Below are 22,431 nucleotides of genomic sequence, written 5' to 3' on the forward strand. Positions count from 1 at the left end.
ACATGGGCAACATAAAACAACAAGAAGCCATGCCGGTGATCCGCGACGTGCGCGATTTCGACCGTCGCTCCGGCAACCTGCTGGAACGCCTGGTCTTCAACTACCGCCCGCTGTTCATGCTGCTGATGGCGCTCGCCACCGTGGTACTGGGCTACATGGCGGCGACCCGTCTGGAGCTGCGTCCCAGCTTCGAAAAAATGATTCCGCAGAGCCAGCCGTACATCCAGAATTTCCTGGAAAACCGCGCGTCCCTGCGCGGCTTGGGTAACTCGGTGCGGGTGGTGGTGGAAAACACCCAGGGCGACATTTTCGACCCTGAATACCTGGACGTGCTCAAGCAGGTCAACGATCAGTTGTTCCTCACCGAGGGCGTCGACCGCGCCTGGATGAAGTCGTTGTGGAGCCCGGCTGTACGCTGGACCGAAGTCACCGAAGAAGGCTTCCAGGGTGGCCCGGTGATGCCCGACACCTACCAGGGCAAACCTGAGCAAATCGAACAGCTGCGCCAGAACATTTCCCGCGCCGGTATCGTCGGCAGCCTGGTCGCCAGCGATTTCAAATCGAGCATGCTGATCGTACCGCTGATGGACAAGGCCGCCGCCGGTGGCCAGCGCATCAACTATCACGACTTCTCGCAGATGCTCGAAGAGCAGTTGCGCGACAAGATCGAATACGCCGGCGACAGCGCCGCACGCAAGTCCGGTGTAGAAGGCAAGGGTCACTACAAGGTCCGGGTGATCGGCTTCGCCAAACTGATGGGCGACCTGATCGACGGCCTGATCCAGGTGATGATGTTTTTCGGCCTGGCGGTCGTGACGTCGCTGATCATTATTTACGCCTACACCCGTTGCGTGCGCAGCACCTTGCTGGTGGTCGGCTGCTCGCTGATCGCGGTGGTCTGGCAGCTGGGCATCGTCGCCTGGCTGGGCTACGCCATCGATCCATACTCGGTGCTGGTGCCGTTCCTGATCTTCGCCATCGGCGTGTCCCACGCCGCGCAGAAGATGAACGGCATCATGCAGGACATCGCCCGCGGCACCCATAAACTGATCGCCGCACGCTACACCTTCCGCCGTCTGTTCATTGCCGGTGTCACCGCATTGCTGGCCGACGCCGTGGGTTTCGCGGTGCTGATGCTGATCGACATTCCAGTGATCCAGGACCTGGCGATCACCGCCAGCATCGGTGTCGCGGTGTTGATCTTCACCTCGCTGCTGCTGATGCCGGTGGCGCTGTCGTACGTCGGCGTCGGGGCCAAGGCCGCCGAGCGCGCGCTGAAAATCGACACCCGCGCGGAAAAGAACAAAGGCTTCGGCCGACTCTGGGATTTGCTCGACCGTTTCACCACCCGCAAGTGGGCGACCGGAGCGGTTGTGGTCGCGGTGTTGATGGGTGTCGGCGGCTTCATGGTCAGCCTGCACCTGAAAATCGGCGACCTGGAAAGCGGAGCCCCGGAGCTACGCGCCGACTCGCGCTACAACCGTGACAACGCCTACATCACCCAGCATTACGCGCTGTCCAGCGACCTGTTCGCGGTGATGATCAAGACCGCGCCGGAAGGCTGCCTGAACTACAAGACCCTGGTACTGGCCGACCGTCTGGCCTGGGAGCTGCAACAGAATCCAGGCGTACGCGCGACCACCTCGCTGGTCAACGCCGTGCGCCAGATCACCGCCGGCACCTACGAGGGCAACCCCAAACTCAACAGCATCCAGCGCAACCAGGACGTGCTCAACTACGCCGCGCAACAGGCCTCGGTGAACTCGCCGGAACTGTTCAACAACAACTGCTCGCTGATGCCGGTGATTGCTTTCCTCAAGGACCACAAGGCCGAAACCCTCGATGAGGTGGTCGCCATCGCCGATAAGTTTGCCAAGGAAAACAGCACCGACGATCGCCAGTTCCTGCTCGCTGCCGGCAGCGCCGGGATTGAAGCGGCGACCAACATCGTCGTGCGTGAGGCCAATCACACCATGCTGCTGTACGTGTACGCGGCGGTGACCTTGTTCTGCCTGATCACCTTCCGCAGCTGGCGCGCGACGCTGGTGGCGCTGTTGCCGCTGGTGCTGACCTCGATCCTCTGCGAAGCCTTGATGGTGGCGATGGGCATCGGCGTGAAAGTCGCGACCCTGCCGGTGATCGCGTTGGGCGTCGGCATCGGCGTCGACTACGCGTTGTACCTGCTGAGTGTGCAGCTGCACTTCCAGCGTCAGGGCCTGTCGTTGTCCCAGTCGTACCGCAACGCGGTGTCGTTTACCGGCCGCGTGGTCGGTCTGGTCGGCATCACACTCGCGGCGGGCGTGGTGTGCTGGGTCTGGTCACCGATCAAGTTCCAGGCTGACATGGGCATCCTGCTGACCTTCATGTTCCTGTGGAACATGCTCGGCGCGCTGATCCTGATTCCGGCGCTGTCGTATTTCCTGCTGCGCGAAAAAACGCTGGAGACTCGTCCTGTCGAGGACGCTCCGCTGGCGCCGGCCGAAGAAGCCGGCACCTCGCACACTTCACCTGTTCCTCATGCTTTGAGCACACCTGAGTAAGTCACTATGTCCGAATACAAAGCTCCCTTGCGCGACATGCGCTTCGTCCTCAATGAAGTCTTTGAGGTGTCCAGCCTGTGGGCGACATTGCCTGGCCTGGCCGAGGTGATTGATGAAGAGACGGCTGCCGCGATCCTGGAAGAGGCCGGCAAGATCGCCGGTGAAGTGATCGCACCGTTGAACCGCGCCACCGACGAACAGGGCTGCACCTGGAACAACGGCGAAGTCATCGCGCCGGACGGTTTTGTTGCCGCGTACCAGGCATTCGCCGAGGGCGGTTGGGTCGGTGTCGGCGGTGATCCGCAGTACGGTGGCATGGGCATGCCCAAGGCGATTTCGGCGCAGGTCGAAGAGATGGTCAACTCGGCCGGCCTGTCGTTCGGCCTGTACCCGATGCTGACCGCCGGCGCGTGCCTGTCGATCAAGGCTCACGCCAGCGAAGAACTCAAGCAGCGTTACCTGCCGAACATGTACGCCGGCACCTGGACCGGTTCGATGTGCCTGACCGAAGCCCACGCCGGGACCGACCTGGGCATGATCCGCACCCGCGCCGAGCCGCAGGCCGACGGCAGCTACAAGGTCAGCGGCAGCAAGATCTTCATCACCGGCGGTGAGCACGACCTGACCGAAAACATCATTCACCTGGTACTGGCCCGTCTGCCGGATGCACCGGCCGGTCCTAAAGGCATTTCCCTGTTCCTGGTGCCCAAGGTGCTGGTCAACGACGACGGTTCCCTGGGCGAGCGCAACGCGCTGTCCTGCGGCTCCATCGAACACAAGATGGGTATCAAGGCCTCCGCCACCTGCGTGATGAACTTTGACGGCGCCACCGGCTGGATCGTCGATGCGCCGAACAAGGGCCTGGCGGCGATGTTCACCATGATGAATTACGAGCGTCTGGGCGTCGGCATTCAGGGCCTGTCGCTGGGCGAGCGCTCGTACCAGAACGCGGTCGAGTACGCCCGTGACCGTTTGCAAAGCCGTTCGCCAACCGGCGCGCAGAACAAAGACAAGGCCGCCGACCCGATCATCGTCCACCCGGACGTGCGACGCATGTTGTTGACCATGAAAGCCTTGAACGAAGGCGGCCGTGCGTTCTCCAGCTACGTGGCCCTGCAACTGGACACCGCCAAGTACAGCGAAGACCCGACCACGCGCAATCGCGCACAGGAATTGGTGTCGCTGTTGACCCCGGTGGCCAAGGCGTTTCTCACCGACATGGGCCTCGAAACCACATTGCACGGTCAGATGATTTTCGGCGGCCACGGCTACATCCGCGAGTGGGGCCAGGAACAATTGGTGCGTGACGTGCGCATCACCCAGATCTACGAAGGCACCAACGGCATCCAGTCGCTGGACCTGGTCGGGCGCAAGATCGTCGGCAGCGGCGGGGCGCTTTACCGCTTGTTCGCCTCCGAGGTTCGCCACTTCGCGGCCAACGCCAGCGCCGAGCTCGGCGAGTTTAGCAAGCCGTTGAACGCCGCCGTGGACGTCCTCGACGATTTGACCGCGTGGGTCCTCGACCGGGCGCAAAACAACCCGAATGAAATCGGCGCCGCCTCGGTCGAGTACCTGCAAGCCTTCGGCTACGTCGCGTACGCCTACATGTGGGCATTGATGGCCAAGACCGCCATCGGCAAGCAGGCCGAGGACGACTTCTACGTCAGCAAACTGGCCACCGCACGTTTCTACTTTGCCCGCCTGCTACCGCGTATCCATTCATTGAGCGCTTCGGTCAAGGCCGGCAGCGAGTGCCTCTACGAATTGGACGCAGCGCAGTTCTGATTGCCAGGCCCCCGCGACTCCCGACACGCGTCGGGAGTCGATTGCAACCGACTGCATCGAGGGGCTCTGAGCCAATAACATAAGGACCAGGAACCCAAACATGATGGCGACAAAAATAATTCCGCCCGCCGATGGCGCCTATGCCTATCCATTGCTGATCAAGCAATTGTTGCTGTCCGGTGTGCGCTACGAGCCGGGTCGCGAAATCGTCTACGCCGACAAACTGCGCTACGACTACCAGACGCTCAACAAACGCATCCGCAAACTGGCCAACGCCTTGACGGCCGCCGGCGTGAAAGCCGGGGACACCGTGGCACTGCTGGACTGGGACAGCCATCGCTACCTGGAATGCTTCTTTGCCGTGCCGATGATTGGCGCGGTGCTGCACACGGTGAACATTCGTCTGTCGCCGGATCAGGTGCTGTTCACCATGAACCACGCCGAAGACGATCTGGTGCTGGTGCATGATGATTTCCTGCCGTTGCTCGAGCAGGTCCAGGATCGGTTGACCACCGTCAAAGGCTATCTCCAACTCACCGATGACAACGCCGCCAGCACCTCGTTGCCGGTGTTGGGTGAATATGAGCATTTGCTGTCCCTGGCGTCAGACCAGTACGACTTCCCCGATTTCGACGAGAACTCGGTGGCGACCCTGTTCTACACCACCGGCACCACCGGCGACCCGAAAGGCGTGTATTTCACCCACCGCCAATTGGTCCTGCACACTCTGAATGCCGTTGGCACTCTGGGCGTGTATCAAGGCCAGCCGCTGCTGCGTTCCGATGACGTGTACATGCCGATCACGCCGATGTTTCACGTGCATGCGTGGGGTGTGCCGTATGTCGCCACGCTGATGGGCCTGAAACAGGTTTATCCGGGCCGCTACGAACCCAACAGCCTGGTCCGGTTGTACCGTGAGGAGAAGGTCACCTTTTCCCACTGCGTACCGACCATTCTGCAAATGATCCTGAACTGCGAAGCCGGCAAACAGACCCGTTTCGAGGGCTGGAAAATGCTCCTCGGCGGCAGCGCGCTGACCCTCGGTATCGCTAGCGAAGCCAGCGCCAAAGGCATGGTGGTACACAGCGGTTACGGCATGTCGGAAACCTGCCCGTTGCTGTGCCTGAGTTACCTGCGTGATGACGTGCTCAAGCAACCCATGCAAGAACAATTGGCGACCCGCATCAAGACCGGCACACCGGTGCCCATGGTTGACCTGAAAATCGTCGATGCCAGCGGCAACGATGTGGTGCATGACGGTGAGTCTCTCGGCGAAATCGTGGTCCGCGCGCCTTGGCTGACCCAGGGTTATTTGAAAGAACCCGAAAAGGGCGCCGAGCTCTGGCTCGACGGCTGGATGCACACCGGCGACATGGCTTCCATCGACTCGATGGGCGGCGTGGAAATCAAGGACCGCATCAAGGACGTGATCAAGACCGGGGGCGAGTGGATCAGCTCGCTGGAACTGGAAAGCCTGATCAGCGAACACGCGGGGGTGATGTCTGTCGCGGTCGTCGGCATTGTCGATGAACAGTGGGGCGAACGGCCCATGGCGATGGTGGTGTGCGAGCCAGGGCAGTATCTGGACAAGCAGATTCTTGAGACGCACCTGCAGACGTTTGTCGAGTGTGGGCGCATTAACAAATGGGCGATTCCGAAGCAGTTCAAGTTCGTGGCTGAGATTCCCAAGACCAGTGTCGGGAAGATCAACAAGAAGCTGATTCGGGAGAGTGAGGCGGGCTGACTTCTTGAAGAAGTTGTCAGAGTCGTTGGGTAGATAAGAGAGCGTGGCGTGGGGGGAGACCTCACGCCACGTTTTCGTTTGGGGTTGCTTGTTGTTTTTTGGGAGTTATTTAAGGATTTGGCCTACGCCGTTTTCCTACTTTCCTGACTTCTTTCCTGACTGATCCCGCGCAAAGTCTCGCGCGCTCAAAACGCTGCGCGAGAGCGAAATTTCTGGGCAAGGTCGTCGGAAGTTTCCTTCAAGTTGTAGCGGCTTTGATGAACTGGTGCGAAGTGAGATGCATGGATAGTCTTTGGCTGTCGCTGCAAATTCAGTGACAGGGCGTGGAAGCCCTTCTATCGTTAGGCGCATCAAGCGCCACCAGTTCGGCGTTTTTTATCGTCTGTGTTTTTTGGTGGCTGTGCGCGGGGCGCTTTCGAGTGCGCCGGGTGCCTAACGTCCCGGTCTTCCACACCTGCGTACAGCCGCCACCTATTTGCGTGGAAGTGATGTCTGGCGGCTTCAATCCATACGTTAGGACTCAATTCGATGAAAACACTTCACCCCGATCCACCCTACGAAAAACCAATCCCCCACCCCAAAAACCGCTTCATGGCCCTCACCAGCAACTGCACCGACATGCCCACGCTGTTCGTCGATACCCACGCACCGCTCGATGTTTTATACGAAGCCGCCAACTACCGAATTCGTGCCGTCACGCAGGTATTGGAAAACATGTCGATGCGCGGTTCGGTCGAGTGCGAATCCTTCATCCTCAGCGACTTCGCATTGCTCTGTGCCATCCCATTGCGCGATGGCTGTGATGTGCTGGATGTAGTGGGCCGGCGATTGCGGGCGATGCCTTCGCAGTAGCGACCAGTTACCTTTGTGGCGAGGGAGCTTGCTCCCGCTCGGTTGCGCAGCAGTCGCCAGGTGTGCCTGATAAATCGGAGTTGCCGGTTTTTGGGGCCGCTTCGCAGCCCAGCGGGAGCAAGCTCCCTCGCCACAGGGTTTCTGTTGGGCTGGGATATTTTGTGTAGTGCTCAAGAATGGTGTTATCTGAGTGGGCCTCTTCGCGAGCAGGCTCGCTCCCACATTGGAATGCGATCCTCTGTGGGAGCGAGCTTGCTCGCGATGGCGCTGGAAAATTCAGCGATGCCCTGCAAGCAATGGATCCTCTTTTTCTGGAGCCGGCGCAGCCCAGGCACTCACAACCGACTGCAAAAACTGCTCGGACAACTCAGGTTTATCCAGCGCCCGGGCAATGAGCATCGCACCCGCTATCGACGACAGGATTCGCAGCGATTCCTGGTACTTCTGGTCATGGTTTTCGCCTTCGACCAGCGCCATCAACGTATCAATCAGACGCTCAACGCCTTTGGTAAACGAACTGCTGACGGCGCCGCCGTTTCGGGCAACGTCGGCGCCCAGTGCCGGAATCGGGCAGCCTTCGGTCCAGTTGTCCATGTGGCGTAGCGTCAGGTAGCCCTTGATCAGCTCCGGGATGGATTTGGCGTTTTGCCAATCCTGGATGTTGGACTCGAACGTCCGGCTGACCGCTTCTGAAGCCAGTTGCTCCTTGCCTCCCGGAAACTGTCCGTAGAAGCCGCCATGCGTCAGGCCGACCGAGCGCGACAGTTCGCCGATGCCAATCCCGTCGATGCCTTTTTGCCGGTACAACCGCGACGCGGCCGTGAGGACCGCCTCTTTGTTGGCGGCGGCCTGGTCTTTCGTCACTCTCATGAACTTCTCCTTTTCGCCAGACGGGCCTTGCCAAGGCCGGATTTCGTTGAGATGCTGTTATTTATTATGTGCGTCATATAAAGTTGTCGCAATGGCTTTGTCGGTGTCGGCAGATGACTGGCGACTCCCGAGCCTGCGGCTCAAGCCTGAACACTCTACGTGGGCCTGACCTATGAAGCGTAATGATCTGCGCTGTATCGATTTGAATCTACTGGTGGTTTTCGAGGCGCTCATGCAGGAGCGCAGCGTCAGCCGCGCCGCCGAGAAACTGTCGCTGGGTCAGCCGGCGGTCAGCGGGGCCTTGGTGCGGTTGCGAAGGCTGTTCAACGACCCATTATTCGAGCGCAATGGCCGCACCATGGTGCCCACCGCGCGGGCGTTAAGTGCGGCGCAGACGCTGGGGCCGGCACTCGATTGTGTGTGCAGTGCCCTGGCGAATACCAAGGCTTGACCGTGCCTGTGTTTTTTTTTGCTCTTATACATGACAGTCATCATTAATGTTGATACCCAACTTCACTCCGTTCAATTCGTCGATGCCTCGCGCGACGTCGAGAATCCGGAAATTCCTGAACCGTCTGGCGGACACCCCCATGGAACAATCACTGAAACCTTTGCGTTATCCCCTCGCTGCAGTGGCTCTGGCGGTCCTCGCCGCGTGCAATCAAACGCCCAATGCCGCTCAGGCGCCAGGGGCGCCGCACGTCACAGTCGCCAAAGTGCTCGAGCAGCCCATCACCGAATGGGATGAAGTCACTGCCCGGTTGGAAGCGCCGGAAACCGTCGTAGTCCGCCCACGGGTTTCAGGTCAGATCGAACGCGTTGCGTTCACCGACGGCGTGCTGGTGAAGAAGGGGGATTTGCTGTTCCAGATTGACCCACGTCCGTTCGAACACGAAGTTCATCGCCTCGAAGCGCAGTTGCAACAAGCCCGCGCCACGCTGGTTCGCACCGGCAATGAAGCACAGCGTGGCCAACGCTTGCTGAGCAGCAACGCGATTTCTGCTGAGCTGGCAGACACCCGCACCACCACCGCTCAGGAAGCCAAGGCCGGTGTTGATTCCGTGCAGGCGCAACTGGATCTGGCGCGTTTGAACCTGAGCTTCACCCGCGTCACCGCGCCGATTTCCGGACGGGTCAGCCGTGCTGAAATCACCGCCGGCAACATCGTCACTGCCGACACCACGCCGCTCACCAGCGTGGTGTCCACCGACAAGGTCTACGCCTATTTCGACGCTGACGAGCGCCTGTTCCTCAAGTACGGCCAACTCTCTCGCCAAGGCCAGCGCAGCCAGACCACGCCGGTGTACATGGGCTTGTCGAACGAGGAGGGCAACAGTCACCTGGGGCGGATGAACTTTGTCGACAACCAGGTCAATCCGAAAACCGGCACCATCCGTGGCCGCGCCGAGTTCGACAACAGCGACGGGAAGTACACACCTGGCTTGTATGCCCGACTGAAACTGGTGGGCAGCGCCGCTTATGCCGGCCTGCTGATCAAGGACGAAGCGGTGGGCACCGATCTGGGCAAGAAATTCGTGCTGGTGATCGATCAGGACAACAAAGCCGTGTACCGCAGCGTCGAACTGGGCCCCAAGCTTGAAGGCCTGCGCATCGTGCGCAGCGGTTTGCAGAAGGAAGACCGGATCGTCATCAACGGCCTGCAACGGGTTCGCCCCGGAGCGGTAGTCGCCCCGCAAGATGCGCCGATGGCCGATGCGGAAACCGTCGCGACCCTGACCCGTCAACGCCAGGCCATCGAGGCGGGTAATCAACCGGCCGCGCCGACATCGTCCTCAGACACATCACCGGCGCTGGTGAAAACGGATGCGTCCGTTTCCCCTCGCGGATAAGAGAGCATCGCCATGAAATTCTCTCAGTTCTTTATCACGCGGCCGATCTTCGCAGCCGTGCTGTCGCTGCTGATCCTGATCGCCGGCGCCATCTCGCTGTTCCAGTTGCCGATCAGCGAATACCCCGAGGTGGTTCCGCCCACCGTCGTGGTCCACGCCAACTACCCTGGTGCCAACCCGAAGGTCATTGGTGAAACGGTAGCGGCGCCTCTGGAGCAAGCCATCACCGGCGTCGAGAACATGCTGTACATGTCCTCGCAATCCACCGCGGATGGCCGACTCACCCTCACCGTGACATTCGCCCTGGGCACCGATCTGGACAACGCTCAGGTGCAGGTGCAGAACCGCGTGACCCGCACCGAACCCAAGCTGCCCGAGGAAGTGACGCGCATCGGCATCACCGTCGACAAGGCTTCTCCCGAGCTGACCTTGTTGGTGCACTTGGTGTCGCCGGACAAACGCTACGACATGCTCTACCTGTCCAACTACGCGATCCTCAACGTCAAGGATGAGCTGTCGCGCCTGGACGGTATTGGCGATGTGAAGATGTTCGGTATCGGCGATTACTCGCTGCGTATCTGGCTCGACCCGAACAAAACCGCTTCGCGCAATCTGACGGCGACCGATGTGGTCAACGCGGTGCGCGAGCAGAATCGTCAGGTCGCTGCCGGGCAACTGGGCTCGCCGCCGGCACCGAATGCCACGAGCTTCCAGATGTCGATCAACTCCCAGGGGCGTCTGGTCAGCGAAGAAGAGTTCGAGAACGTCATCGTTCGAGCCGGCCCCGACGGCGAAATCACCCGTCTCAAGGACATCGCCCGGGTCGAGTTGGGTTCCAATCAGTACGCCTTGCGCGCCTTGCTCAATAACGAGGAAGCGGTGGCGATGCCGATCTTCCAGCGTCCCGGGTCGAACGCAATCGACATCTCCAACCAGGTGCGGGCGAAGATGGCCGAGCTGAAGAAGAACTTCCCGGAAGGCATGGATTACGAGATCGTCTACGACCCGACGATCTTCGTCCGCAGCTCGATTGAAGCGGTGGTCCATACGCTGTTCGAAGCGTTGATCCTGGTGGTGCTGGTGGTGATTCTGTTCCTGCAAACCTGGCGCGCCTCGATCATTCCGCTGGTCGCGGTGCCGGTGTCGCTGATCGGCACATTTGCCGTGATGCACCTGTTCGGGTTTTCGCTGAATGCGCTGTCGCTGTTCGGCCTGGTGTTGGCGATCGGGATTGTGGTCGATGATGCGATCGTGGTGGTGGAGAACGTCGAACGCAACATCGAGTCGGGGCTTGAACCGGCCGAGGCGACCAAAAAAGCCATGGGCGAGGTGACTGGTCCGATCATCGCCACGGCGCTGGTGCTGTGTGCGGTGTTCGTGCCCGCTGCCTTTATCTCGGGCTTGACCGGGCAGTTCTACAAACAGTTCGCCCTGACCATTGCCATCTCCACCGTGATCTCGGCGTTCAACTCCCTGACCTTGTCGCCGGCATTGGCGGCGGTGTTGCTCAAGGCACACGGCGCACCGAAAGACCGTTTCTCCAAAGTGCTGGATCGCCTGCTGGGTGGCTGGCTGTTCAAGCCCTTCAACCGCTTCTTCGACAAGGCCAGCCATGGCTACGTCATTGCCGTGGCCAAGGTCATTCGGGGTAGCAGCGTGGCCTTGCTGGTCTATGCCGGCCTGATCGCGATGACGTACCTGGGTTTCAGCACCACGCCAACCGGCTTCGTGCCGACCCAGGACAAAAAGTACCTGGTGACCTTTGCGCAGTTGCCGGATGCCGCCAGCCTCGATCGCACCGAGTCGGTGATCCGGCGCATGAGCACCATCGCCATGAACGAGCCGGGTTTCGACAGCGCCGTGGCGTTCCCGGGCCTGTCGATCAATGGCTTCACCAACAGCCCGAACGCCGGTATCGCCTTCATCGGCTTGCGGCCCTTCGATGAGCGTAAAGACCCGAGCCTGTCAGCCGGCGCGATTTCCGCCTCACTGAATGCCAAGTTCGGTGGCATCCAGGACGCTTACATCGCGGTGTTCCCGCCGCCGCCGGTTCAAGGGTTGGGCACCATTGGCGGTTTCCGTCTGCAGATCGAAGACCGGGGCAACCTGGGTTACGAAGAACTGTACAAAGAGACCATGAACATCATCGGCAAGAGCCGCAGTGTTCCGGAGCTGGCCAATTTGTTCACCAGCTATACCGTCAACGTGCCGCAGGTAGACGCCGCCATTGACCGCGAAAAAGCCAAGATTCATGGCGTGGCCATCAACGACATCTTCGACACGTTGCAGGTGTACCTGGGCTCACTGTATGCCAACGACTTCAACCGTTTCGGGCGGACCTATCAGGTCAATGTGCAGGCCGAACAGCAGTTCCGCCAGGAACCGGAGCAGATCGGTCAGCTGAAAGTGCGCAACAACAAAGGCGAAATGATCCCGCTGGCCACCTTCGTCAAGGTCAGCCCGACGTCGGGGCCTGATCGCGTCTCGCACTACAACGGTTTCGTTACCGCGGAAATCAACGGCAGCGCGGCGCCCGGCTACAGTTCCGGCCAGGCGCAGGCAGCGATTGAAAAACTGCTCAGAGAAGAGCTGCCCAACGGCATGACCTATGAATGGACCGACCTGACCTATCAACAGATCCTTTCGGGCAACACCGCGCTGCTGGTCTTCCCGCTCTGCGTGCTGTTGGCATTCCTGGTCCTGGCGGCGCTGTACGAGAGCTGGAGCCTGCCGCTGGCGGTGATCCTGATTGTGCCGATGACCCTGCTGTCGGCCATTGCCGGCGTCATCCTTTCCAAGGGCGACAACAACATCTTTACCCAGATCGGCCTGATCGTGCTGGTGGGCCTGGCGTGCAAGAACGCGATTCTGATCGTCGAGTTTGCTAAGGACAAACAGGCGCAAGGCCTGTCGCCACTGGACGCGGTGCTGGACGCTTGCCGCATGCGACTGCGGCCGATCCTGATGACGTCCTTCGCTTTCATCATGGGGGTAATTCCGCTGGTGACGTCCACCGGTGCCGGCTCGGAAATGCGCCGTGCCATGGGTGTCGCGGTGTTCTCCGGGATGCTCGGGGTGACGTTCTTTGGCTTGCTGCTGACCCCGGTGTTCTTTGTCCTCATCCGTCGCTACATCGAGCGCAAAAACGCGCGCCAATCCACCCCGGTCCATCCGGCAAACGCTTTGAATTCGGAGGCTCACTCATGACAGCGATAAAGCTCTTTTTACCCAGCCTTCTGGTCGCCGCACTCGCTGCCTGCACGGTGGGCCCCGATTACAAAACACCTGACACGGCGCCTGCGCATGTCGTGTCGGCCCAGACTGGCCATTACGATCAAACCCGTTTCGAAACCATTTGGTGGCAACAGTTTGACGACCCCACGCTCAACCAGTTAGTGAGCAAGTCCCTGGAGGGCAACCGCGACCTGCGCGTCGCGTTTGCACGCTGGAAAGCGGCGCGGGCGATTCGCGATGACATCAGCAATGACAACCTGCCGGTCGTCACCAGCAGCGTCAGCAGTCACCAAGGCAAGTCACAAGTGCCGGGCTTGAGCGAAAAACGCGTCAACACAGAGCGCTACGACCTCGGTCTGGACATGGCCTGGGAAATCGACTTGTTTGGCCGGATCCAGCGTGAACTGGAATCCAGCAATGCTCAGGAAGACGCGGCAGCGGCGGACCTGTATCAGCTTCGCGTGACCATGATCGCCGAGCTGGTCGATGCCTATGGCCAACTACGGGGCGCGCAACTGCGGGAAAAAATTGCCTTGGCCAACCTGAAAAACCAGCAGGACTCACGCACCGTCACAGTCAGCCTGCGCGATGCGGGTGTGGGCAATGAACTGGACGTGGTGCGTGCCGATGCCCGACTGGCCGCGGTCGAAGCGACGGTGCCGCAACTTCAGGCGGAGCAGGTGCGGGAGAAAAACCGCATCGCCACGCTGTTGGGTGAGCGCCCGGATAAATTGAGCGTGTCGCTCAATCCCGCCGACTTGCCCGCCATCGCCAAGGCCCTGCCGATCGGTGATCCCGGTGAACTGTTGCGCCGGCGTCCCGATGTCCTCGCTGCCGAGCGCAGGCTGGCGTCCGCCACGGCGGATATCGGCGTCGCCACGGCCGATTTGTTTCCTCGGGTCAGCTTGAGCGGGTTCCTCGGTTTCACCGCGGGGCGCGGTTCGCAAATCGGTTCCAGCGCCGCCAGAGCGTGGGGATTGGGCCCGAGCATTACCTGGGCGGCGTTTGATCTGGGCAGCGTGCGGGCGCGTATTCGCGGTGCCAACGCCAACGCCGAAGGGGCCTTGGCCACCTATGAACAGCAAGTCTTGCTGGCGCTGGAAGAGTCGGAAAATGCGTTCAGTGACTATGGCAAACGCCAACAACGCTTGCTGTCGCTGATCAAGCAAAGCGAGTCGAGCCGTGCCGCGGCGGACCTGGCGGCAATCCAGTATCAGGAAGGGACGGCGGACTACCTGGTGTTGCTCGACGCACAGCGCGAGCGACTGAACGCCGAGGATGAGCAGGCGCTCGGTGAGATTGATCAGTACCGAGGGATCGTCGCCATCTACAAGTCGCTGGGAGGTGGTTGGGACAGTGGTGAAACCAAGTTGGCGAAGCTTGACTGAAATGAGTGCAAGGAGTGGTCACCAACCGGTTGGTGCCACTCTTTGGTGCAACACTCACTCAGAGCAAATAACCCGCAGCCTGGGCGAGGTGATTGTCCTGCGCGCCAGCGATCAAGTGCAAGGGGATGTGCTGTTGTTCTTCCATGACGGGCACTTCGAAGCACCCCACAATTTGAACGTGCCGCTCACTCAATCCGGTCGACTCTTGTGCCTGTAATTTAACCATTCTCGCGTGGTTCGCTGCGATTTCACTGAGGGTTGACACGTTAAATCTCCGGTGACTCACCAGGCGTTTCGCCGGGGTCCTTAAATGTTGAGTTGATTGTTGCTGCGTCAGAATAACGTCGTTTCCGGGCGGCTACGACCGGCCTTTGCAATCCCCACGCCAGACACTTTGAGCCAGGCGTCAAAGATTTGCCTATGCGACGAATGGTGCAAGCGTCCTCGTATACCGGACAACGATTCGAGGTTTAATATTCAAAAAAGGAATAAATAGATAATTATTTATTCCTTTTGTTGTTTGTGCAGGTGGTGCACTTTGAGGGCCTGCGCATCCGCACGGATGCGTCCGCCACCAGACAGGAAGCCTCATCATGACCATCAAAGCGATCAACGTCCGGAACCAGTTCAAGGGCGTCATCAAGGAAATCGTCCAAGGCGAAGTGGTGTCCGAAATCGACGTGCAAACCGCCTCCGGCATCGTCACCTCCGTGATTACCACACGCTCGGTGCGCGATCTTGAACTGAAAGTGGGTAGCGAAGTAATTGCCTTCGTTAAATCCACCGAGGTCTCGATCGCCAAGCTCTGAATCTGCCGGTTTGAAATCAACGATCAGGAGTTCAGGTCAGTTGAGGCGCTGAACGCCGCAATCCTTGTGGGAGCGAGCCTGCTCGCGAAGGGGGCTTGTCAGTCAACACTTGCGTTGGCTGAAAGGCTGCCTTCGCGAGCAGGCTCGCTCCCACAGGTGTTACTTCTTGGCTGATCGACATTGGCGGCTTCGGCCGCTTTTTTTCGGCATCCTCCGTTACCTTGAGGTTTTCATGACGACACCTTTCAAGCGCTCCGCATTAACCCTGTTGGCCACCTCCGTGGTGGCGCTGAGCGCATTACTCAGCCCGGTGGTTCAGGCCGAAGGCAACATCAGCATTGCCCAGCAATTTGGCATCGGCTACCTGATTCTGGATGTGGTGCGCGACCAGCAGCTCATCGAAAAACACGGCAAGGAGCAGGGCCTCGACATCAAGGTCGACTGGAACAGCATTTCAGGGGCCACCGCCATGAACGAGGCACTATTGGCCGGTGCACTGGATGTGGTGTCGGCCGGCGTGCCGCCGATGCTGACGATCTGGGACCGGACCAAGGGCAAGCAAAACGTCAAGGCCATCGCCTCGCTGGGGTCGATGCCCAATTACCTGCTGACCAATAATCCGAATGTGAAAAGCCTCAAGGACTTCACCGAAAAGGACCGAATCGCGGTGCCGGCGGCGGGGGTGGGTTTCCAGTCGCGCACGTTGCAGATTGAAACGGCCAAGCAGTTTGGCGCGGAAAATTTCAAGAAGTTTGATGATATCTCGATCAGCCTGTCCCACCCCGACGCGACATCGGCGCTGATTGCCGGCGGTTCAGAGATCAACTCACACTTCTCCAGCCCGCCGTTCCAGTATCAGGAACTGCAAAGCCCTAACGTCCACAAAGTGCTGAGTTCCTACGACGTACTGGGTGGCCAGGCCACGTTCAACGTGCTGTACACCACGGAAAAATTCCACGACGAAAACCCGAAAACCTATAAGGCGTTCTACGCAGCGCTGGCTGAAGCCGAGCAGATTATCAAGGCCGACAAGCCCGCAGCCGCCCAGACCTATATCCGCGTGGAGCAATCGAAACTATCCTTGCCATTGGTTGAGAAAATCGTCGCCGACCCGGAAATCGACTTCACCGTGGTGCCACAGCGAACCTATATCTATGCCGAGCAACTGCAGACGTTAGGTGTGCTGAAAAACAAGGCAGACAGCTGGAAAGACTATTTCTTTGAGGAAGCACATGGCGGTGCAGGCAGTTGAGACACGATCGAACATCATGCAAACCCCGACCTACCAACGGCTGGACGTCGCCAACGGCAAACCGATCAAGCTCTGGACCGAAGGCGTCCCGGTCGAAAACGAAGCCCGGCAGCAACTGATCAACACCGCGAAGATGCCGTTCATTTTCAAGCATCTGGCGGTGATGCCTGACGTGCACCTGGGCAAGGGCTCGACCATCGGCAGCGTGATTCCGACCGTGGGCGCGATCATCCCGGCGGCTGTCGGCGTCGACATCGGCTGCGGCATGATCGCTGCTTGCACCACGCTGACCGCTGCGGATTTACCCGACAACCTGCACGGTTTGCGCAGCGCCATCGAGAAAGCGGTGCCCCATGGCCGCACCCTGGGGCGCGGCGTCCGGGACAAAGGCGCCTGGGACAGTGTTCCGAAACAGGCCGATCATGCCTGGTCGGCGTTGGCCTCACGGTTCAAGGCAATCACCGACAAGTACCCGAAACTCGCCCACACCAACAATCGCGCGCACTTGGGCACATTGGGCAGTGGCAACCATTTCATCGAAGTGTGCCTCGATGAGACCGACCGGGTCTGGTTCATGCTGCACAGTGGTTCTCGCGGGGTCGGCAACGCCATCGGAAACCTGTTCATTCAACTGGCCCAGGCCGACATGCGCCATCACCTCGCCAATTTGCCGGACCGTGACCTGGCCTATTTCAAGGAAGGCAGCCGGCACTTTGACGATTACGTCGAAGCCGTCGACTGGGCGCAGGATTTTGCCAGGCAGAACCGTGCGCTGATGATGCAATCGGTGATTCAAGCGGCCCGGCAAGTGATCAGGAAACCCTTCGAGGCGGCGCTGGAAGCGGTGAACTGTCACCACAACTATGTGCAAAAAGAGCGGCACTTCGACGAGGACATCCTGGTCACCCGTAAAGGCGCGGTGTCGGCGAAGAAGGGCGAGTTGGGGATCATTCCTGGATCAATGGGCGCGAAAAGCTTCATCGTCCGTGGGCTCGGCAATGAACAGTCGTTCTGCTCATGCAGCCACGGCGCCGGCCGCATCATGAGCCGTACCCAGGCGAAAAGCCTGTTCACGGTCCAGGACCAGGTCCGCGCCACCGCCCACGTGGAATGTCGCAAGGACGCAGCGGTGATCGACGAAATCCCGATGGCCTACAAAAACATCGACGACGTCATGCACGCCCAGCGCGAACTGGTGGAAGTGCTGCACACCTTGCGCCAGGTGGTGTGCGTCAAGGGCTGAGCACTTTCAGTCACCGAACGGTCATTTGTACTTGATCACGATGCCTTTGAGCTTGCGGCCCTGAATCGTTTCGATGTCGCGGCTCCACAGCGGCCCGCTGACATACGCGCCGACGGTGCCGATATGGTCGTAAACCACCACCACGGCATCGCCGCCAAGCTTGGCGGATTCCTCACGCAGTTTTTCTTCAACCTGGGTAATCGGCGGGGCAGGGTCGACGCTGGCATCGATCAGCACTTCACCCAACCGAACATGCGGGCGAGTGGGTTCGGTGCGCAGCACCACCACCTCACTGGCCAGCGTTGGCGCCGGATGTTCCACGCCCACGTACGCAGTGGTCTGGGCATCGACGGTGGCGCAACCATTGAGCGCGAGCAGGGCGGCGACGAGCCCTCCGGCTAGCAGCGACATTTTGCAGCGGGTGGACCAAGGGGCATGAGCAGGCATAGCGGGTGTCCTCCGAACAATCCGTTGCCACGCGGGTGGCTTGTTGACGGTAGCAGACGGTCCGGGAGTTGCCAGAAAGCCCAACGTTCACAGGTTGGGCTTTTTCATGCCTGACGCAAACGCGTGTTACTGATCCTTCTCGCAGTTGACCATCCACGACACACCAAAGCGGTCCACCAGCATGCCGAAACGCGCCGCCCAAAACGTCTGTTCCAGCGGCATTTGCACGGTGCCGTCTTCCGACAAGGCGTTAAAGACCCGTTCCGCTTCAGCGATGCTGTCGACATTCAGCGAAACCGAAAAACCGGCCATGTCATCGACGGGACGGTCCGGTGTGGTGTCGGACCCCATGATGGCCTGATCGCCCACCACCAGGCGGGTGTGAATGATCAGGTTATGAAGATCTGTCGGCACGTGCTCGCCGGCCGGGGTTTCGCCGAAGGTCATCATGGCTTCGATCTTGCCGGGCAGGCTTCTCTCATAGAAGGTGAACGCGGCTTTGCAGTCGCCGTTGAAGATCAGGTAGGGATTGATTTTCATGTTGTGCTCCCGGTAACGCAGGAGGCCGGGCTAGGTTGCGTCAACCCCCGGCTCCGCAGTGATTGGACGCCATTAGCAAAGCGTTAGAGGGAGGGTTTGGCAAAATTCGTTTAGATGATTTTTCTATTGAAACGGGGTGTTTTATCGCCTGAGCACGCGTGCACCTGACCTCGCATCAGGTGCTCACGCCACCGCACGTGGCGCCGAAGGCCGCAGCAGACGCTCAATGGCCCCGCTCACCATATTTTCCAGCAGTTCATCGCGCTCATGGTCATTCAGCTCATGTTGCATCAACCAACTGGGGGCGCTGTTGAGCAAGTTGGCGATGGCGTGCGCAGTGGCGCGTTGCGCGTGTTCACCGACCCGCGGTTTGGTGCCGAGCATCAGCAGCAGGCGCTGTTCGTATTGCTCGCGCAATTGCCGCACGCGCGCCTGTTGCTCGTCATTGAGGCAACCGCTGTCGCGTTCCGCCAGACGAAAATGCCAGGGCATTTCCCGGTGCAGATTCAAATGCGCACGGATCAGGTTTTGCAGCTTGTCGCGTTTCGCCGGACCCTTTTGATCGAGGCGGCCGAGGGTCGCCAGCAGCTCTTCGTAGAACTCCTCGATCAGGTCGAGCAGCAAGTGCTGCTTGCTCGGGTAATGGTGATACAACGAGCCCGAGGAAAGCCCCAGGCACGTCGCCAGCTCACGCATGCCGACCTGACCGAAACCCTTGCTGGCAAACAACTCCAGCACTTTGTCCCGGTACTCGGTGAAGCGCGAGCATCGCTCAGGCATAGGCATGGAAGCCACGTCCTGTTTTACGACCCAGATAACCGGCGGCGACCATTTCCTTGAGCAGCGGAGCCGGGCGGTATTTGCTGTCGTTGAAGCCGTCGTAGAAGGCTTCCATGATGGCCAGCAGGGTGTCCAGACCGATCAGGTCGGCCAGGGCCAGCGGGCCGATCGGCTGGTTGCAGCCCAGACGCATGCCGGCGTCGATGTCTTCGGCACTGGCCAGGCCTTCCTGGAACACCAGAATGGCTTCGTTGATCATCGGCACCAGAATCCGGTTGACCACGAAACCCGGACGGTTGCCGGCGGTGATCGCGGTTTTGCCCAGGGTGGTCGCCATGTCCAGGGCGAGAGCGTGCGTGGCGTCGCTGGTTTGCAGGCCGCGAATCACTTCAATCAGGCCCATCACTGGCACCGGGTTGAAGAAGTGCAGGCCGATGAAACGCTCAGGCTGGCTGACACTGGCGGCGAGTTGGGTAATCGACAGCGACGAGGTGTTGGAGGCAATCACACACTCGGCACTGACCTGCGCGGCGATTTGTTGCAGCACGCGCAGTTTCAGGTCGAGGTTTTCGGTGGCCGCTTCGATCACCAGTTGCGCGTTTTTCAGGCTGTCGTATTGGGTGCTGGTGCGAATCCTGTCGAGGGCGACGTGCTTCTGCTCCTCGGTCAGCGTTTCTTTGGCGACCTGGCGATCGAGGTTTTTGCTGACGCTGGCCAGCGCCTTTTGCAGGGCACTCTCGGAGATGTCGATCAGGGTCACGGTGAAGCCGGCCAGCGCACAGACCTGCGCAATCCCGTTGCCCATGGTGCCCGCACCGATCACGCCGATGTTTTGCAAATTCATGTTGCCGTCCTTCCACTCATACCTTGCGATACCTTGGCCGTCATAACGGTCGAAGGCGTACTATTGGCCGCGAGTCTAGAACCGGCCGCTCAGTTGTCCTATGCCGCAACTGTTCAACGGTGCTGGTGTTTTTTGCCATTCAAGTGTCAGGGAGCGAAACGTTCACATGCGGGAAAACGACTCGGTTGCCGTTTATTTCGTGCAGGCCATGATCCACGCACTGGGAGGAGATTCGCCGCGCCTGACGGCGGTGCTGGAACAGGCCGGTATCGACCCGGCGTTGATGGATCAGCCCACGGCGCGGGTGCCGGCCAGTGCGTTTGCCGAGCTGTGGCTGATTCAGATCCGCGAGTTGAACGACGAGTTTTTCCGGCTCGACTCCCACGGCATGCCGCCGGGCAGCTTCGCCTTGATCTGCCGCGCGTTGATTCAGGAACCCGACCTGCACAAAGCCATGCGCCAGTGCCTGGTCAATTTCGGCCTGTTCTTGCGCGACTTTCGCGGCACCCTGACCGTGCGCGGCAAGCGCGCAATCATCAGCCTCGACACCCACGCGCAAAATGACGACGTCAGCCGTTTTGGCGAAGAGACGTTCCTCGTGCTGATGATCAGCCTGCTGTGCTGGCTCGGCGGACGACGCATTCCCATCGACCGCGCGGACTTCCGCCATCAGCGCGTGTCCCTCAGCGACGACCGCCTGCTGTGGGGCCCCAACCTGACCTTCGGCGCCGAGCGCACCGAAATCGAATTCGCCAGCCACTACCTGCGCCTGCCGGTGGTGCAAGACCTGGCCACACTCAAGGTATTCCTGCGCACGGCCCCGCAATGGCTGGTGATCCGCTTCCGCAACCAGCACGGCCTGGCCTCGCAAGTCCACCAGCGCCTGCGCAACAGCGACTACAGCGAATGGCCGACCCTGCAGGATTTCGCCCTGGAACAACACCTGAGCCCCAGCACCTTCCGCCGCAAGCTGGAGCGCGAAGGCTGCTCGTATCAGGAGATCAAGGACGAAGTACGGCGCGGCGTGGCCTTTGAGCAACTGCGCCAGAGCAAGGCGAGCATCAGTGACATCGCCGAACGGCTGGGCTTTCAGGAACCGAGTGCGTTCCATCGGGCGTTCAAGAAATGGACGGGGGAGAGCCCGGGGCGGTATCGGGCGCGGTTTCAGGGTACCCAGTGAGCGTTTTGAGCGGGCACTTTGTGGGCAATCTTGCTCGAGTGGTTAGATATAATAGAGAGTTTGTTTAAGTGTCATACGTGGTTGCGATATCCACGTAGTCGGCACCGAACCAAGAGCAAAAGTCCAGTGAGGGGGCGATAAATCCCGGCCTAACTCACTGGCTAACACCAATGCGGTATAAGGGTGTGCCGTGCGCGGTAGTAGGAAACTGAGGAGTCCACCCTCCCATCGATAGACCAAAGCGGCTTGAAGGGAGCTTCCTCGCAAATGCGTCGAGGAGTCTCCCTATCGGATATATTTAAAGTAACGGCGACTGCGGTCATAATTCAAAAGCGAAGTGCTCGTTATTTTTTAGTAATGGACTTCCTGATAATCAGATAATTATTGCTGCATGAAGCCGAGAAAAATATTCACCGTAAAAATTCAATTTCCATTGTGCGTAGTCACTTATCATTGATGAAAAATAAATCCTGGATGAACAACAGATTTGTACCATATACCCTCAACCATTACGAGAGTTGAACTTATAGGAGAAATGAGAGAGTCAGGGCCGTTGTGGCCACGCTCAATAGAACTTGTTTTCGATATTTCCACTGCCTCGGAAGACAAATAAAAACACGTTCCATCTTGGCTTATTCCGCCAAAGTTACCCTGGATACACCGTAAACTCATAGCGCCAGGATAATTGCCCCAAGCCCGTAGGTATTCTCCTGGCGGGATATCATTAAGTGGATTTTCTAGTTGTGATATATTGTTGTCCAGTTCTATTTTCCACGCAGCTAATAGATCCTCCAGTAAATCTTCCTCTGTTGGATTTAATGCTGTACAAAATTTTAACCACTCCGTGTTCTCATTGTTGAGTGGCTCCTTTGAAGTGTTTGTCATAAACTTCAGTCTTACTAGTTCAAATAGTCTCGAACATTCTAAATTCTCTGATGCGTCCAGGTTTCTATGGGGCTGACTTAGCTCTATTAGTCGTCTGAACTCTGCAATGGTAAACATATTAAATTCCCCTGTGCGATTCACGGAGTTGCTGGTGGGTGTCCAATAAAACGTACCACTGTGCTACCCGA

The 22,431-nt window shown here is 59.3% G+C and carries 19 protein-coding genes; 12 read left to right on the forward strand and 7 right to left on the reverse strand.

Annotation, left to right across the window (positions count from 1 at the left end; translation table 11 throughout):
- The first annotated feature begins 2 nt into the window (after positions 1 to 2).
- The 4 genes from AC07N8_RS10065 (at position 3) to AC07N8_RS10080 (ending at position 6,921) form a co-directional block, all read left to right on the forward strand.
- Positions 3 to 2,540, forward strand: a complete 2,538-nt coding sequence (locus tag AC07N8_RS10065; protein ID WP_493143328.1) for an efflux RND transporter permease subunit — start codon at positions 3 to 5, stop codon at positions 2,538 to 2,540.
- Positions 2,541 to 2,546: 6 nt separating this feature from the next.
- On the forward strand, positions 2,547 to 4,325 hold the full coding sequence (locus tag AC07N8_RS10070; protein ID WP_483840033.1) for an acyl-CoA dehydrogenase C-terminal domain-containing protein: 1,779 nt from the start codon (positions 2,547 to 2,549) through the stop codon (positions 4,323 to 4,325).
- A 100-nt stretch (positions 4,326 to 4,425) separates the two neighbouring features.
- Positions 4,426 to 6,069, forward strand: a complete 1,644-nt coding sequence (locus AC07N8_RS10075; RefSeq protein WP_483840032.1) for a fatty acid--CoA ligase — start codon at positions 4,426 to 4,428, stop codon at positions 6,067 to 6,069.
- A gap of 528 nt (positions 6,070 to 6,597) precedes the next feature.
- Positions 6,598 to 6,921 (forward strand): hypothetical protein, encoded by a 324-nt coding sequence (locus AC07N8_RS10080; RefSeq protein WP_483840031.1) that lies wholly within the window; start codon positions 6,598 to 6,600, stop codon positions 6,919 to 6,921.
- 276 nt (positions 6,922 to 7,197) lie between these two features.
- Here AC07N8_RS10080 and AC07N8_RS10085 read toward each other — a convergent pair whose 3' ends face one another.
- A complete protein-coding gene (locus AC07N8_RS10085; protein ID WP_493143331.1) occupies positions 7,198 to 7,791 on the reverse strand; it encodes a TetR/AcrR family transcriptional regulator in 594 nt (197 codons plus the stop codon).
- A 172-nt stretch (positions 7,792 to 7,963) separates the two neighbouring features.
- On the opposite strand from AC07N8_RS10085, the gene AC07N8_RS10090 reads away from it, so the two are divergent.
- From AC07N8_RS10090 to AC07N8_RS10105, 4 genes are all read left to right on the forward strand, one after another.
- Positions 7,964 to 8,242, forward strand: a complete 279-nt coding sequence (locus tag AC07N8_RS10090; protein ID WP_483840029.1) for a LysR family transcriptional regulator — start codon at positions 7,964 to 7,966, stop codon at positions 8,240 to 8,242.
- 139 nt (positions 8,243 to 8,381) lie between these two features.
- Positions 8,382 to 9,641 (forward strand): multidrug efflux RND transporter periplasmic adaptor subunit MexE, encoded by a 1,260-nt coding sequence (mexE, locus tag AC07N8_RS10095; protein ID WP_493143333.1) that lies wholly within the window; start codon positions 8,382 to 8,384, stop codon positions 9,639 to 9,641.
- Between the two features lie 12 nt (positions 9,642 to 9,653).
- Positions 9,654 to 12,848: an efflux RND transporter permease subunit gene (locus AC07N8_RS10100; RefSeq protein ID WP_493143335.1), complete on the forward strand. Its 3,195-nt coding sequence runs from the start codon at positions 9,654 to 9,656 to the stop codon at positions 12,846 to 12,848.
- Positions 12,845 to 14,263: an efflux transporter outer membrane subunit gene (locus AC07N8_RS10105; RefSeq protein ID WP_493143337.1), complete on the forward strand. Its 1,419-nt coding sequence runs from the start codon at positions 12,845 to 12,847 to the stop codon at positions 14,261 to 14,263. Before AC07N8_RS10100 ends, AC07N8_RS10105 begins: the two co-directional genes overlap by 4 nt.
- 58 nt (positions 14,264 to 14,321) lie before the next feature.
- Here the strand turns inward: AC07N8_RS10105 and AC07N8_RS10110 are convergent, their stop codons facing one another.
- Positions 14,322 to 14,528, reverse strand: coding sequence for a hypothetical protein (locus AC07N8_RS10110; RefSeq protein ID WP_493143339.1), 207 nt, complete (start codon positions 14,526 to 14,528; stop codon positions 14,322 to 14,324).
- Positions 14,529 to 14,856: 328 nt separating this feature from the next.
- Here AC07N8_RS10110 and AC07N8_RS10115 point away from each other — a divergent pair, with 328 nt between their 5' ends.
- The 3 genes from AC07N8_RS10115 to AC07N8_RS10125 all read left to right on the forward strand — a co-directional run bounded on the left by AC07N8_RS10115 (position 14,857) and on the right by AC07N8_RS10125 (position 17,567).
- Entirely contained in the window at positions 14,857 to 15,072 is a 216-nt protein-coding gene (locus AC07N8_RS10115; RefSeq protein WP_027921432.1) for a TOBE domain-containing protein, read from the forward strand.
- Between the two features lie 232 nt (positions 15,073 to 15,304).
- Positions 15,305 to 16,324, forward strand: coding sequence for an ABC transporter substrate-binding protein (locus AC07N8_RS10120; protein WP_493143341.1), 1,020 nt, complete (start codon positions 15,305 to 15,307; stop codon positions 16,322 to 16,324).
- Positions 16,325 to 16,340: 16 nt separating this feature from the next.
- On the forward strand, positions 16,341 to 17,567 hold the full coding sequence (locus tag AC07N8_RS10125) for an RtcB family protein (protein ID WP_493143343.1): 1,227 nt from the start codon (positions 16,341 to 16,343) through the stop codon (positions 17,565 to 17,567).
- 21 nt (positions 17,568 to 17,588) lie between these two features.
- Here AC07N8_RS10125 and AC07N8_RS10130 read toward each other — a convergent pair whose 3' ends face one another.
- The 4 genes from AC07N8_RS10130 to AC07N8_RS10145 all read right to left on the reverse strand — a co-directional run bounded on the left by AC07N8_RS10130 (position 17,589) and on the right by AC07N8_RS10145 (position 20,178).
- A complete protein-coding gene (locus tag AC07N8_RS10130) occupies positions 17,589 to 18,014 on the reverse strand; it encodes a hypothetical protein (RefSeq protein ID WP_483840020.1) in 426 nt (141 codons plus the stop codon).
- Positions 18,015 to 18,140: 126 nt separating this feature from the next.
- Entirely contained in the window at positions 18,141 to 18,554 is a 414-nt protein-coding gene (locus AC07N8_RS10135; protein ID WP_483840019.1) for a VOC family protein, read from the reverse strand.
- A gap of 183 nt (positions 18,555 to 18,737) precedes the next feature.
- Complete coding sequence (locus AC07N8_RS10140; protein WP_483840018.1) at positions 18,738 to 19,340, reverse strand: TetR/AcrR family transcriptional regulator; 603 nt, start codon at positions 19,338 to 19,340, stop codon at positions 18,738 to 18,740.
- Positions 19,327 to 20,178 carry a 3-hydroxybutyryl-CoA dehydrogenase gene (locus AC07N8_RS10145; protein ID WP_493143346.1) on the reverse strand — a complete coding sequence of 284 codons (852 nt, stop codon included), beginning with the start codon at positions 20,176 to 20,178 and terminating at the stop codon, positions 19,327 to 19,329. Before AC07N8_RS10145 ends, AC07N8_RS10140 begins: the two co-directional genes overlap by 14 nt.
- Positions 20,179 to 20,344: 166 nt before the next feature.
- On the opposite strand from AC07N8_RS10145, the gene AC07N8_RS10150 reads away from it, so the two are divergent.
- Positions 20,345 to 21,358, forward strand: coding sequence for an AraC family transcriptional regulator (locus AC07N8_RS10150; RefSeq protein WP_493143348.1), 1,014 nt, complete (start codon positions 20,345 to 20,347; stop codon positions 21,356 to 21,358).
- A gap of 450 nt (positions 21,359 to 21,808) precedes the next feature.
- Here the strand turns inward: AC07N8_RS10150 and AC07N8_RS10155 are convergent, their stop codons facing one another.
- Entirely contained in the window at positions 21,809 to 22,243 is a 435-nt protein-coding gene (locus AC07N8_RS10155) for a hypothetical protein (RefSeq protein WP_493143349.1), read from the reverse strand.
- Between the last annotated feature and the right edge of the window lie 188 nt (positions 22,244 to 22,431).

Source organism: Pseudomonas sp. GW821-FHT10C09, assembly GCF_059415465.1.